Source organism: Microcoleus sp. N3A4, assembly GCF_036701805.1.
In the GTDB taxonomy this organism is placed as follows: Bacteria; Cyanobacteriota; Cyanobacteriia; order Cyanobacteriales; family Microcoleaceae; genus Microcoleus.
The window spans coordinates 45,023-58,069 of record NZ_JAUBRJ010000032.1 but is presented as its reverse complement, the minus strand read 5'-3'; the positions used below and the strand labels follow the sequence as shown (position 1 = coordinate 58,069).

The window sequence follows — 13,047 nt, the reverse complement described above, 5'->3', positions numbered from 1 at the left end:
CAACATATGAGTTACATCCGTTACATCCGTTATAGAATCCGTTGCCGAACTTCCCTCTTCCCCTTAAAACACAGTGCCGTCACTTTCAATCTGAATTGGCGGCACTCCACCAGCCCTCAATTCGGCCGCAATTTTCCGCCCCGCCGCCCAAGTTCCTCCTTGCAAAATCTTCACCAGCGGCAATTCTGTCGCACTCAAATGCAGCTTTTCTCGAATAGCTGCGGCAATTCGATCTAAAAGATTGACTGTGAGCGATCGCCATTCTACTATAACTTCCGAACCCGGCAAGTAACTCTGCTCAAAAATAGCCGCATCTTTTGCCCGCAGCAGCCCGATATCCAAACACAAACCGCCGTTTCGGTACTCCGGCAATCCCGTTAACTCATCCAATCCAGTCACTTCTAAACCCATTTCTTGCAGCGGTTCCAACAGCGAATAAGTCAACCACTGCGAGAGTTTGTGAAACGGCACGAATTCATCTCCCAGATTTTCTCCTTGTAATGCCGGATGCCGCCAAACATCGCCTAAATTAACGCCACCAATTGCATATCTTCCCGGCCAAATTTCCCCAAAACCTGTCAAAACAGCGCTCAATACTTCAGAAGCCTTCACAGTTTTGACACCAGAAACCCGACTGTCGAGCAAGTATTTTGCCAAATTGCCAGGACGCGGGTTTTCGCTGCCAAATAATAATGGATGCTGGCAAATAGCATTTCCCAAACGCTGCAATAATTCTAATCTGCCTGTTAAACCAACTAGCGGATTGTCTCGACTTACCTGAAATCCAGCAGCTAAAGGTTCTAGTTTTAATTGAGAAAGTCCGCGAGAATCTACTTGCCAAGGAAAATCGGGATTGCTGGAAAAAACACCTTGACAAAACATCCGCAAGCTGGCTATTGCTAACCCTTCAGAACGGCGGTAAACCAGTCCGGTTTCTGGTTCGCAATACTGCCATTCTGCACCAGCACCGGCATCGAGCAAAACGCTGACAATTGCTAAATCAAATTTGATCTTAGCTTGCTCTATGAGTGAAAATTCGGCTATTGCTGCATCCAATTCGGCAAGTCGCGGCAGGTTGCCGGCTTCAAAATGCCGCCAGCGACTGTGAAAGGGAATGTTAAAATCGGGATACTGTTCCCGCGTTGTCTCAATTACATAATTTGCTGCTTTGTCGAGTTGGGATAAATCGACGCGGAAGTAGCGGAGTTTGTCAAGGCGGGCTAAATCAAAAAGCCGATCGCACTTTTGGCGAATAGCAGCCGGCGTTCTCAGATATTCTACAGTCTCAAGTTCAATATTGTGCAACTTCATGCAACCAAACACCGATAAACATCGTTTTCTTGAAAAAAGTCAAACTGACTGTAATCTAAAAGATTATCTAAAATCGCATTTTTATCGATTTTGATCAGCTTATATTCCCACTTCGACCCGCTGACTTCGCGTTTTATTTGATCGGAAACTATCACCGAATTTCTTTCTCTACCCGGACATACTATTTTACTTAAACCTTCCAGCCTGTCGGCTATGTTAATATCTTTTCCGTAAGTGCAAGACCTAAATATATATAAATTTCCCTTAGCAACTCCCACCGACAAGCCGCAAGGTATTTGATTGCCGTCAGTAAAAACTTTCCAATTCTCGCACAGACTTTCCATTGCCGCTAAGGCTGAGTGAGCTTCCGGGAAAGTCAACAAATGCGAATCGCCAACAATACTCCGAATTGTGCCGCCGTATTCTTCGCAAATTATTTTTTCAAAAGTATCAAATTTGGTGAGCAAATATTCAACATCTTTGATAGAATTTGACTCTTGATAAGCAATAAAACCTCTCAAATCTGCTTTAATTATTGCTTGATTTTTTATGATTCGCGTTTTGTAACTTTGGTCAATTTTGTAGACTTTTTCAGGTTCGCTCATTCCTTTCAAAGAAAACTCGTTGACAAAAGACGTTTGCACTTCTGCTTTGTTGAGCGCCAGCCATGCTGCTTGGGACAAATATATTTCATCCGGCGGAGTTACTGATTCTATGCGCGCGGTTAAATTCACCGTATCGCCAAAGATATCTTTATCTTGATGCAAAACATCTCCTAATGTAATCGACACGCGAATAGCCAACCGTTCGTCGTTCGCCTTGCTAGATTGTTGCGCTCTCAATTCTTGCTGCATTTCTATGGCTGCCACAGCCGCTGCTGTGACGCTGGGAAAAATCATCCAAAATGAATCACCTTCCCCTTTAATCACGCTTCCTTCATTTCTGGTGCTAATATCTGAAATAAAAGTTTTATGCTCGTTTAACAAACTACTTAAGTCCGACTGAGATAATTTTTTAACTCGGGCGGTATATCCGCAAATATCTGTTTTTACGATCACAGTTGAACGCAAATTAGCCATAACCTACCCTGACTGATCAAAAACCAGCAATAAATTTTATTTGGCAAAAACGCGATTGTTCGCGTCCGACCCCTCGCGTTTTTGCCCTCTCAATCTCCTAAATCGCGTCCGATCGCTTCTGCAAGAATTGTAGCATCTGGCACAGGGTCTGTCGTGTAGTAGCCGGCGGCTTTTTTGGCGACGATTTCGACTTGTGCGTCTGCGGGAATCCAATCTTCAGGAATGGCGATGCGATCGACCACCTGAATCCCAGAATTGATAATCGCATTGTATTTCATATCGCTCATAGAAACTAAACTGTCAATTCGAGAGATACCCAACCAGTGCAGCACGTCTGGCATTAGTTCTTGAAACCGCATATCTTGAACTCCCGCAACGCATTCAGTGCGAGCAAAATAGGCATCAGCTCGATCGCCGCCTTCCTGCCGTTTTCTGGCATTGTACACCAAAAACTTAGTCACTTCCCCCAAAGCTCTCCCTTCCTTGCGGAAGTAAACAATTACCCCAGAACCGCCGGATTGTGCCGTTTGGATACAAATTTCAATCCCGTGTACCAAATAAGGGCGGCAAGTGCAGATATCCGAACTGAAGACATCAGAACCGTTGCATTCATCGTGTACCCGTACCGCCAACTGCTTGTCCGGGTCAGAAATATTCGCGACATCGCCAATGATATAAACAGTAGTTCCGCCAATTGGCGGCAAGAAAACGTGCAAGTCCGGCCGCGTCACTAAATCCGAGAACATTCCGCCTGTTTCCTCAAACAGGACACGACGGAGAACGCTTTCTTGGGCGCCGATCCTGCTAGCAATTCCCGGCAAATACCACACCGGGTCGATCGCAATTTTAGTTACTGCTAAATTACCGCCTTCTTTGACTATTTTGCCATCAATTTGTACCCGTTTTTTAGCGATGGCATCTTGCAATTCCGGCATATTAATGTGAGCTTTAGTTACAGCAATTGTCGGTCGAATATCGTATCCCTGCTGGAGAAATGAAGTATAAATTTCGCTGACGAGACCCCCAAAGGGATCGAGAGAAACAATCAAATTGCGATCGCCCCAACTCGGGTGCGGCCCGATGTGTGAGGCCGGAGATGTGTTAGTAAAATCGGGGCGGTGATCTGCTTGGAGTGCGCCGGAAGCAACTGCTAGCGCGCGATAAACAGAGTAAGAACCCGAATGAGTGCCGATCGCATTCCGGTGAGATGATTTGGTGAGACTGCCAATCACAGGCCCCCGTTTCAGGGGATCGATTTCTCCCCAGTAGATGGGAAGAGGTTTTCTGCCGGATCTGTCGGGATGGGAGGTTAAAACTATATGCTTGGGTTTTGACACAGTTTTTTTTGGTTCTTGCTATGGATGCTGCTGTTGGTTGAAAGTAAAATTGCAATTTGAAGCAGTGATTTATGATAGCAACAGGATTCAGGCTCTGGAAGTATCCGGCATAGCCAAACCCGTGACGCTGACTTGCGCGCTTTCCTCAAAAATATAAAAATTTTATCTTTGTGCTTCAGCGATCGGGGCTGCACTGCCAACAACAAAGCTACATATTTAAGCCCAGTTTCTTTAGCAATTCTATTTCATTTGTGCACGATCTTTTTTAAAACTAACCGCAGAGGGCGCTCTTGACGCAGACAATCTAGAAAAGAGAGAAAGAGGAAAAGAGAGATGTTCACAATTCCTGCAAGGGTTGCTATAGTTACAACTAATAGCGCTGAATTATCAAGAAAATACAGCATATTCCAGGTTCATGAAGTACACTTTTCAGCTATATTGTGTGGTACGTGTTATGTAGGGTGCGTCGCTGCGACCTTTTAAATGGAACTTGCAGATTGTTAATGGCGACGCACCTTACTTACTACAATATGGTGTGTACCACATATACATGGAATCTGCTGTACATACTAACTCACAAAATTAATGTTGCCAAGTACATCTAATTATTTGCTCAAAAATGGTCGCGTGCCCGCGTCTATTCTAGAGATGCAATCGATCGCCCCCTCAGCTTCTACTGTCGCAACAACAGGGACTGAGAACAATTTTTGTGCGGTGGATGTGGAAATTGCAGCGGGTACGATCGCCCAAATTCTTCCATCAGGTACAGAACATTTTTTCCCAATTGCAGATATCCCAGTTGTAGATTTGCAAGGCGGCTTAATCTGGCCTTGTTTTGTTGATATGCACGCGCATTTAGACAAAGGTCACATTTGGGAACGATCGCCCAATCCCGATGGAACTTTTGCCAGCGCGATCGACACAGCGCGCGCTGATGCCGAAAAAAACTGGAATGCAGAGGATGTTTACCGGCGGATGGAGTTCGGCCTCAAATGCAGCTACGCCCACGGAACCAAGGCCATCCGCACTCACATCGACAGCGCAGGCGAACAGGGAACCGTTAGTTTGGGAGTATTTGAAGCGCTGCAAGCCGAATGGGGCGATCGGCTGATCTTGCAAGCAGTTTCCCTGGTTTCCCTCGACTATTTCCTGACACCTGCCGGCGAAAAATTAGCCGATCGCATTGCTGAAATTGGCGGCAATCTCGGCGGCGTCGCCTATATCAACCCCGATTTAGACAAACAACTCGATCGAGTTTTTGCCTTAGCCAAAGAACGAAATTTAAACCTCGACTTCCACACCGACGAAAACGACGATCCAGAATCAACAACACTGCGAGAAGTCGCAAAAACCGCCATCCGCCATGAATTTAGCGGTCAAATTATCTGCGGTCACTGCTGTAGTTTAGCCGTACAACCGCCCGAATTAGTAACAGAAACCCTTGCATTAGTCAAGGCCGCAAATATTGGCATTGTCAGCTTGCCGATGTGCAACCTTTACTTGCAAGACCGACAATCTGGGCGTACACCGCGCTGGCGGGGAGTCACGCTGCTGCACGAACTCAAAGCAGCAGGAATTCCCGTTGCAGTTGCTAGCGACAATTGTCGCGATCCGTTTTACGGATTTGGCGATCACGATGTTTTGGAAGTCTTTAATATGGCAGTCCGCATTGCCCATTTAGATAGACCTTGGGAAGATTGGCCGCGCGCAGTCACAAAAACACCAGCAGATTTAATGGGATTGCCGAATCTCGGAAAAATTGCCGTTGGTTTACCAGCAGATTTAATTTTGTTTAAGGCGCGGAATTTCAGCGAACTGTTATCTAGATCGCAGCGCGATCGCACAGTTTTGCGGCAGGGTATAGAAATTGATACAACTTTGCCCGATTACCGCGAACTAGACGATTTGTTAGGAATTTAAATCTGACATATTACACCAATCTCAAGAACAGGATTTCCTGCCCGTTCTTGAGATTGGTGTAATATCTAGGTTTCAAAAAGCATTTCGGCATTGCTATCTTGTCAATTGACAAGAGATTTGATATAAATGTAAATGCTAATTTAATGGAGGTGATTTTCAGTGAAAGCAGTTATTTTATTGTCGGGAGGGCTGGATTCCTCAACTGTTTTGTATCAAGCCAAGGCCGACGGCTGCGAGTGTTACGCTATTTCTTTTGACTACAAGCAAAGACATCGGCGGGAGTTGGAATCAGCACGGGCGATCGCACTTTGGGCCGGGGTTAAGGCGCATCAGGTGGTAAACTTTGACCTGACGCTTTGGGGCGGTTCGGCTTTGACGGATAATGAGATTGAATTGCCGATCGATCGCACTCTGGGAGAAATGTCTCAAAACATCCCCACTACCTACGTTCCAGCTAGAAACACGATTTTTCTCAGTTTTGCCCTCGCCTACGCCGAAACTCTAGAAGCCGATCGCATTTACATCGGTGTCAACGCTTTAGATTATTCCGGCTATCCCGACTGTCGCCTCGATTACATCCAAGCCATGCAGGAAGTATTTCGGTTAGGAACAAAGCAAGGCAGAGAAGGAAATGCTATTAATATTGTAACACCTTTGATCGAACTTAAAAAAACAGAAATTATTCAATTAGGCAACAAATTAGGAGTGCCTTGGGAGCAAACTTGGTCTTGCTACGCAGGCGGCGAAAATGCCTGCGGCGTTTGCGATTCTTGTCGGCTGCGGCTGGCGGCTTTTGAGGAATTGGGATTAAAAGATCCGGTGCCTTACGCTTAAAAATGACTTGCGCGCGACGGGCCAGAAACCGGGTTTTTTCGAGTCTCTTCGCTGCGCCCGCCGCAACGGTAAAAAACCAGGTTTCTAAGCATCGCAGTGCATCCAGTTCGTAGGGTGCGTCAGAGGGAAAACCCTAATTATTTCGTACTCACTTCAAGCCTGACGCACCTTACAAACAAAACTCAAATTTAGGCTGCTTATTTAGCTTTCGGCTCATCCTCAATTTCCGTTTGATACTGGTTTTCCTGTTCATCCTTGATTTGATTTTGCAGTATACTCAATGGGACTAAAAGCTGATCGGCTATGTCCAATAGTCCTCTAGTCCTGTAGATATCTATCGCTTTCTGAAAATATTTAACTGCTCTCTGTTTGTCTCCATTTCCCCATCGAGAATAAGCACGAAAAAGATAAGAAACAGCATAAATTAAGTACAATTTTTGCAGCATGAACTTGGAGAGATAAAATATAATTGTAATCGAGTCTATTCACTTGACCTGATGAATTTTGAATCAGCAGGCTGCTTATTTACCTTTCGGCTCATCCTCAACTTCCGGTTGACCCCGATCTTCCTGGTCAAACTTAATTTCATTTTGCAGCGAATTCAATGGAACTAAAAGCATATCAGCTATTTGCGATTGTCCTCTAGCCCTGTAGATATCTATCGCTTTCTGAAAATCTTCTACAGCACCCTGTTTTTCTCCAATTACAGCTCGCATACGAGCACGAATCATATAAGCTTCTACAAAATCAGGATTGAGATTAATTGCTTGAGTAAAAGCTTCAGCAGATTCCTTATACAGTTCTCTGCGACCGAGGTCGAATGCTTGTTGATAAAGTTCTTGAGCTTTCATAGCATTCCTTAATTTCTGCTGTTCATCGCGCTTGCATAAAGGATCGAGTCTGTTGACTTGACCTGATGAATCAAGTATAAAGCACCCTGGTTCTTCCTGAGCATTCGCTACAGTCTGAAAAAGAGGTAGACTAATTATTGACTGTTTTTCTCAATCTAAAAGATATGTCTATTGAAGAGCACCGAGGTATTGAATCTATTGACGTAAACCAAAATCTACTTCTCGTTCGCGCTCCTATTGAGTCAGTAGCCCAAAGGCTTAGTAGGGCAAGACGTGCGGATGTTTGGGAACGGGACATATACGATCGCGAAATCGAAATTACCGCCGAAAGCTATATTGTTTTTCAGTTCCGGGGACACCCGTGGACGATCGTTGAACAAGTGAAGTATCAGCCATATCAGCTTGTATTTGGAGAAGGGGATGCTATCACCCTTTCTAACTTTCTATCCACTCGCGCCCTCTACTACAAATGCAGCGACACTTGCGGTTATATTGGTTATAACTGCTACGACGGAGGTGCCTTTGCAGAGATGTTGTACTTTGAAGCAGAAATGGATCTCCTATTCCTCTCTGACTTTCGTGACGTGAAAGCTGAGGATATTGACAGTGCTTTTAGGTTTACAGACGCTTTTATGCAGGAGCAAGATATCTATATTCCCTTGGTACATTACGGAAATGTGAAGGTTGGCGATCGGGTTAATTTGCGCCCCAAAGGCCCAACGTTAGATGATTTAGTACGCAGCGACTTCGAGGGAGTAGATTATATAGGCATTAGCTAAAATATTCTCAACTCGAAAATTTTGCCACACCTCTCAACCCGTTATTCGATCGCCCTTTTCCCACAATTTCCCCATCGGCTGCTGCAACTTCACCCAAAGCTCGATCGCCCGCCGTCCCTTCCAGCAACTGAATTTGAAGTTGATCCAACCGCGGCCCGGACACAGAAACAACCGTAAGTTCCACATTTCCGCAGCGCGAAACTTCCCCAACAGCCGGCATTCTTTGCAACTGATAGCTCAGAAAACCTCCGATTGTTTGGTATTCGTCCGTTACTGGCAAATCCACATTCAATATTTGATTCACATCATCTACATTTAACTGCGCTTGCACCAAAAAAGTGCGATCGTCCAATACTTGCAAAGCTATTTCTTTGCTGTCGGGCGACTCGTAGCTGCGGCCGATAATTTCCGCAATCAAATCCCTCAGCGTCACTAACCCGGAAATGCCGCCAAATTCATCGACAACGATCGCAATTTCTTCCGACGAACTCTGCATCAAAGGCAGCAGTTCCCCCAGCAGCATCATCTCCGGCACAAACCTCACCGAATGCATCCAAGTTACAATTTCCGTGTCGGGAGATAGCAAACCTTGAGCTAGGGGTTTCGCAAGTTGTTTGAAGCCAATAATGCCGATAATTTCGTCTAAAGAATCTCCGGTGACTGGATAGCGGGAATGATTGGAAATCGCCATTTCGTCGAGCAAAGTTTGAAAGGTAGCCGTCTTCGGAAGTGCGACAATGCTCGGCCTGGGCACCATCACTTCTTCTACCCAAACTTCGCTAAATTCAAACACGTTGTTGAGCAGTTCTCGCTCTTCTGCTTCCAAGCCGCTTGATTCGCTGGAAGTAGCTATAATTAATTGCAGTTCTTCGGGAGTAACCGGCCGGTGTCTTAGGTCGTATTCGATGCCCCCAAACCGCAAAAGCGATCGAGTGGATTGATTGAGAAACGACACAAAGGGATTGAACAGACGGGAAATCAATAAACTCGGAGGCCCTAAACTTCTGGCTAACTGTTCGGAATAAAGTAACGCTACAGATTTGGGTAAAAGTTCGCCGAGTACGATTTGCAGATAAGCTAACAGGAAAAAAGTTACTATTGATATGCCCAAAGAATGGGCGATCGCAGACTTGATGTAAATTGGCAGCGGCAAACAGCCGATCGCAGCTTGGACTAGCACGGCGATCGTATCTTCCCCAATCCAGCCGAGAGCTAAACTAGAAAGAGTGATTCCCAACTGCATTGTCGAGAGCAATCGCTCGATACTGTGCTGCAAAGATTGAACAGTTAGAGCTGCAACGTCGCCAGCATCCACTAACTGATTGATGCGCGATCGGCGTACCGTCACCATCGAAAACTCAGCCGCCACAAAAAAAGCATTGATCGCAATCAGCAGCAGCACTGACAGCAACCGCGACAGCACCTCTGCCCAAGTCATCGCGGGTAACTCAGCTATTTCCTGCACTCTCGCCCCTAAAAGTGACACAATGCTCCCTAGAACAATTTTCTCGATCGATCGAACCTGAGAATCCGTCTGGAGGTTTTGCTCCTTTTGTCTTATTTCGCCACTGGAATGCCAGATATTTGCAACTGTAGTTTTTGACCTGGATAATCTGTCAGCGTCAGCGAAACTTCCTTAGCATTTTCCAGCAAAGCTGTGGGGATACTAACAGTACCGTAATACACCTGCCCGTTGGGGGGCAGTTCGGCCGGCAAATCCTCGGCAGTCGCGCTCAGGGCCCGGCCGCGATCGTCAGTGACGTTCAAGAAACTGTAGAGAAACCTCACAGCTTGCGAGCCTTCGTTTTTCATGCTCACGTCTAGCAGCATGGAGTTGCTGCGCTGACTGGCCGCGCTCACTTCCAGGGTTATTCCCCCGTCGCGACTGTTCAGGGGAAACTTGGCGCTGGCATTTTGTGCGCCCGTTTTTTTGGCTGTGGCTGGTTTAGAGCTTGCCTTGTCTGTTTTAGTATTTGCCCCGGCCGTTGTTTTTTCTGGATCGCGACCTTCTACCCGCGCTTTGACGGTTTTGAGAATGTCTTTTTCTTTCAAAATGCTCACTTGGTCTTTGCTAGCCACAGTTCCCTGCTTGCCGCTGCCAGCATTGTTGCTGGGGCGAATATCGGGTTGAGTCGTTCCTTTCAAGGCTTCGCGACCTATAGTAAATCCCCAAACAGAACTCGTCACACCTGCTCCAAACATCAGAGCGAGCAGAATTAGAGTCAGCACTACTGTCGAATTCACTGCCATTGCCTATAATTTTATGCCGAGTCCTAGAAACTGCTTTCTCCGGTCGATCGGCTCCAGCACAGCGGCTAACAGGCGATCGGGGGCTTGGCAGATCTAAAGATTTTGATTTTTGTTCTCTAGTTCTAGCACGGACTGAGAAATTATGTTATACTTCATTTTCAGTTAGGTCGAACAAATCGATTTAACGGCAGTTGGCCGAGCGGTTTAGGCAGCGAACTCATAATTCGCCCCAGGCAGGTTCAACTCCTGCACTGCCGATTTTTAAGAACTTAGGACGATCCCCCCGTGAACCCAAAACCCGGTTTCTTCTCAGATACCAGTTTAGGTACGTAGTTGCGCTTCAGCGCTCTTTGAGAGATGAAAGAGCGCTGAAGCGCAACTACGTACCTTAATTGGACTGTTTTTGTGTAAGTGCTGTCCGCGATCGCTTCTGTAGCCAACGGAGCGGGAACTATTATAAAAGCTTATACGCTTAACGATCCCATCTCAAGAGCGAGCTGGCGCACTCGCACTTCACTCCGAAAATTATTATTCCGATGCCAAGGTCAACGATATCAACCCTTAATTAACTCCACTCCGTCGCGCCCGTCTAGCTCTTGAACGTAAACATTAACTTGTTCTTCCTTTGCAGTCGGCAACTTTTTACCCGTAAAATCTGGCTGAATCGGTACTTCTCGGTGGCCTCGATCGACTAATACCGCCAACCAAATTTTCTCCGGCCGGCCGTAATCGTTTACCGCATTCAAAGCCGCTCGAGTCGTTCTGCCTTTATATATAACGTCATCTACCAACACCACAGTTTTGCCCGTCAAATCGAAAGGAATTTCTGTTTTAGCCGGTGTCCGCATCGCAACTCGATCCAAGTCATCTCGGTAAAAGGTAATATCCAAAGCGCCCACGGGTACTTTGACTTGTTCGAGGACTTCAATTTGATCGGCCAAAATTTGAGCTAAAGGCACTCCTCTACTGTGAATGCCCAACAGCACTAACTCCGAGGGGTTCCCTGATTTTTCGACAATCTGGGAAGCGACGCGGGTGAGAGTGCGCCTCACTTCATCCGGCGATAAAATTTCGATAATTTTAGTCATTGCTTGCTGCGAGCTAATTGTTGGCTGTTGGCGGATCGCACAATTTTAGATTTTAGATTTTAGATTTTAGACTGACTTGACAAATGAGACATCTTGCATTCATTCGCTCTCCATCGCAAATTATCTGCGTTTATCTGTGTTTATCTGCCATTATCTGCGGTTTGTGTATCAATCAAAGATTTGTGCAATTGCTCGTCTATGAATCTGGGAGTGGAACGATTTGGGATTTGAGCTTTGAGATTTTAGATTGACTTGATAGATGAATCTGGGGGTTTGAACTGAGGCCAAAACTTTTTTTTGCTCCTGTCGGTGGCTGATATCTGTCTTCTGCAGGACTTACCCAGAACGGATGAAAAGCAGATGCTGCGATTGCAATGCCGATCGCGAACAATGACAGAAATACGTTATTTATGCGTCCTGGACTGTTCGGGTGAGGTCATCAGTTAGCGGCTCAAACAGAATAAAGTATAAAAAAGCAATGATAATCCCAACCAAATCAGAAAGCAATACCGAGTTAATTGTAATGCTTGGCAAATTAGCTGCGCTGCGATCGGGTGAACCGGCTCGCCTAAGAGCGGTTTGTGTTTGACAACTCCGCGATAAGAATTTGTACCTCCTAGTTGCACTCCCAAGATGGCGGCGTAAACGCACTCGCTCCAACCAGAATTGGGACTGGCATCTTTAACAGCATCTCTCTGACAAATCTGCCAAATGTAAATCGGTTTGCCAGATATAAGGGCTAAAGTAATCACTGTTAGCCGGCAAGGAATCCACGTCAGCACGTCTTCTAGTTTGGCGCTAAACCATCCTAAATCAGTGTATGGCGCTTCTTTGTAGCCGATCGTAGAATCTAATGTGCTAGCTGCTTTGTAAGCGATCGCCAAGGGGACTATAGCACTCACCCACATCGAGTTAGGATCGATCGAGCCATCGGTAACATTTAATAATAGATGCGGCAGAGCGAACCCAACTAGGGCATAAAATAGCGGGGCACTCACGCCATCGACTGCATTCTCTGTTACAGTTTCTAACAATGCTCGCAGAATTTCTGACTCGGATAAGTTTTCGGTATCCCGACCGACGTAAAGGCTCAACCGTTCTCGCGCCTTGACTAAATCTCCAACATTTAAAGGTGCTAGCACGTCTTCAGCAGCCGCCCTCAAACTGCGGCCGGCAAAACAGCTTGCGAGCAAAATCGTCTGTAGGGCAATACCTAAAAGAGGATGCACCCAACTAGCAGCTTGGACGATCGACCAACTGACAGTATAACTGCCTAGAATCAGCCCGATCGCTAGTATTGTACCAGCACATCGCAGCAGCAGTTTGTGCCGGACGAGAGCGGGACTAACTGCAGCGGGAGGCATTTTGCCTGCGGGATTATTCAATATATTAAATACAAGTCGAGTATAGCGGTCGATCGCCCAACCCATCGCCTGCACGGGATGAGGCCAACCCCAAGGATCGCCGATCGAATAATCCAATACCGCAGCTAAAATCAAAACAGGAAATTCATCCGGCATCATTATATATTGTGTCAAACTTGATAGTCGATCCAAGCAGCAGCGCTCGCAGGAGGGCCACGGTTTTAAATGCTGCTA

At 46.2% G+C, this 13,047-nt stretch carries 11 protein-coding genes and 1 tRNA gene; 4 read left to right on the top strand and 8 right to left on the bottom strand.

From position 1 onward, the window contains the following. Positions 1-63: 63 nt before the first annotated feature. The 3 genes from QUA56_RS19205 to QUA56_RS19195 form a co-directional block, all read right to left on the bottom strand. Positions 64-1,311: a URC4/urg3 family protein gene (locus QUA56_RS19205; protein WP_333360439.1), complete on the bottom strand. Its 1,248-nt coding sequence runs from the start codon at positions 1,309-1,311 to the stop codon at positions 64-66. Beyond that, positions 1,308-2,390, bottom strand: coding sequence for an adenylate/guanylate cyclase domain-containing protein (locus tag QUA56_RS19200; protein WP_333360437.1), 1,083 nt, complete (start codon positions 2,388-2,390; stop codon positions 1,308-1,310). Before QUA56_RS19200 ends, QUA56_RS19205 begins: the two co-directional genes overlap by 4 nt. An 89-nt stretch (positions 2,391-2,479) precedes the next feature. Beyond that, on the bottom strand, positions 2,480-3,727 hold the full coding sequence (locus QUA56_RS19195) for a GTP cyclohydrolase II (protein ID WP_333360435.1): 1,248 nt from the start codon (positions 3,725-3,727) through the stop codon (positions 2,480-2,482). Between the two features lie 585 nt (positions 3,728-4,312). Here QUA56_RS19195 and QUA56_RS19190 point away from each other — a divergent pair. Together QUA56_RS19190 and queC are read left to right on the top strand one after the other, a co-directional pair. After that, positions 4,313-5,647 carry a cytosine deaminase gene (locus QUA56_RS19190; RefSeq protein ID WP_333360433.1) on the top strand — a complete coding sequence of 445 codons (1,335 nt, stop codon included), beginning with the start codon at positions 4,313-4,315 and terminating at the stop codon, positions 5,645-5,647. Between the two features lie 159 nt (positions 5,648-5,806). After that, entirely contained in the window at positions 5,807-6,481 is a 675-nt protein-coding gene (queC, locus tag QUA56_RS19185; protein ID WP_333360431.1) for a 7-cyano-7-deazaguanine synthase QueC, read from the top strand. Between the two features lie 521 nt (positions 6,482-7,002). Here queC and QUA56_RS19180 read toward each other — a convergent pair. Next, entirely contained in the window at positions 7,003-7,332 is a 330-nt protein-coding gene (locus QUA56_RS19180; RefSeq protein WP_333360429.1) for a hypothetical protein, read from the bottom strand. 164 nt (positions 7,333-7,496) lie between these two features. Here QUA56_RS19180 and QUA56_RS19175 point away from each other — a divergent pair, with 164 nt between their 5' ends. Further along, complete coding sequence (locus QUA56_RS19175; protein ID WP_333360427.1) at positions 7,497-8,111, top strand: hypothetical protein; 615 nt, start codon at positions 7,497-7,499, stop codon at positions 8,109-8,111. A 7-nt stretch (positions 8,112-8,118) separates the two neighbouring features. On the opposite strand, the gene QUA56_RS19170 is transcribed toward QUA56_RS19175, so the two are convergent. Further along, on the bottom strand, positions 8,119-9,597 hold the full coding sequence (locus QUA56_RS19170; RefSeq protein WP_333360425.1) for a hemolysin family protein: 1,479 nt from the start codon (positions 9,595-9,597) through the stop codon (positions 8,119-8,121). 71 nt (positions 9,598-9,668) lie between these two features. Beyond that, positions 9,669-10,361: a hypothetical protein gene (locus QUA56_RS19165; RefSeq protein WP_333360424.1), complete on the bottom strand. Its 693-nt coding sequence runs from the start codon at positions 10,359-10,361 to the stop codon at positions 9,669-9,671. Positions 10,362-10,546: 185 nt separating this feature from the next. Here QUA56_RS19165 and QUA56_RS19160 point away from each other — a divergent pair. Then, a tRNA-Ile gene (locus QUA56_RS19160) sits at positions 10,547-10,619 on the top strand. 296 nt (positions 10,620-10,915) lie between these two features. Here QUA56_RS19160 and pyrR read toward each other — a convergent pair. Both pyrR and cbiB read right to left on the bottom strand, forming a co-directional pair. After that, on the bottom strand, positions 10,916-11,449 hold the full coding sequence (gene pyrR, locus QUA56_RS19155) for a bifunctional pyr operon transcriptional regulator/uracil phosphoribosyltransferase PyrR (protein ID WP_333360421.1): 534 nt from the start codon (positions 11,447-11,449) through the stop codon (positions 10,916-10,918). Between the two features lie 443 nt (positions 11,450-11,892). Then, positions 11,893-12,972 (bottom strand): adenosylcobinamide-phosphate synthase CbiB, encoded by a 1,080-nt coding sequence (gene cbiB / locus QUA56_RS19150; protein WP_333360492.1) that lies wholly within the window; start codon positions 12,970-12,972, stop codon positions 11,893-11,895. Between the last annotated feature and the right edge of the window lie 75 nt (positions 12,973-13,047).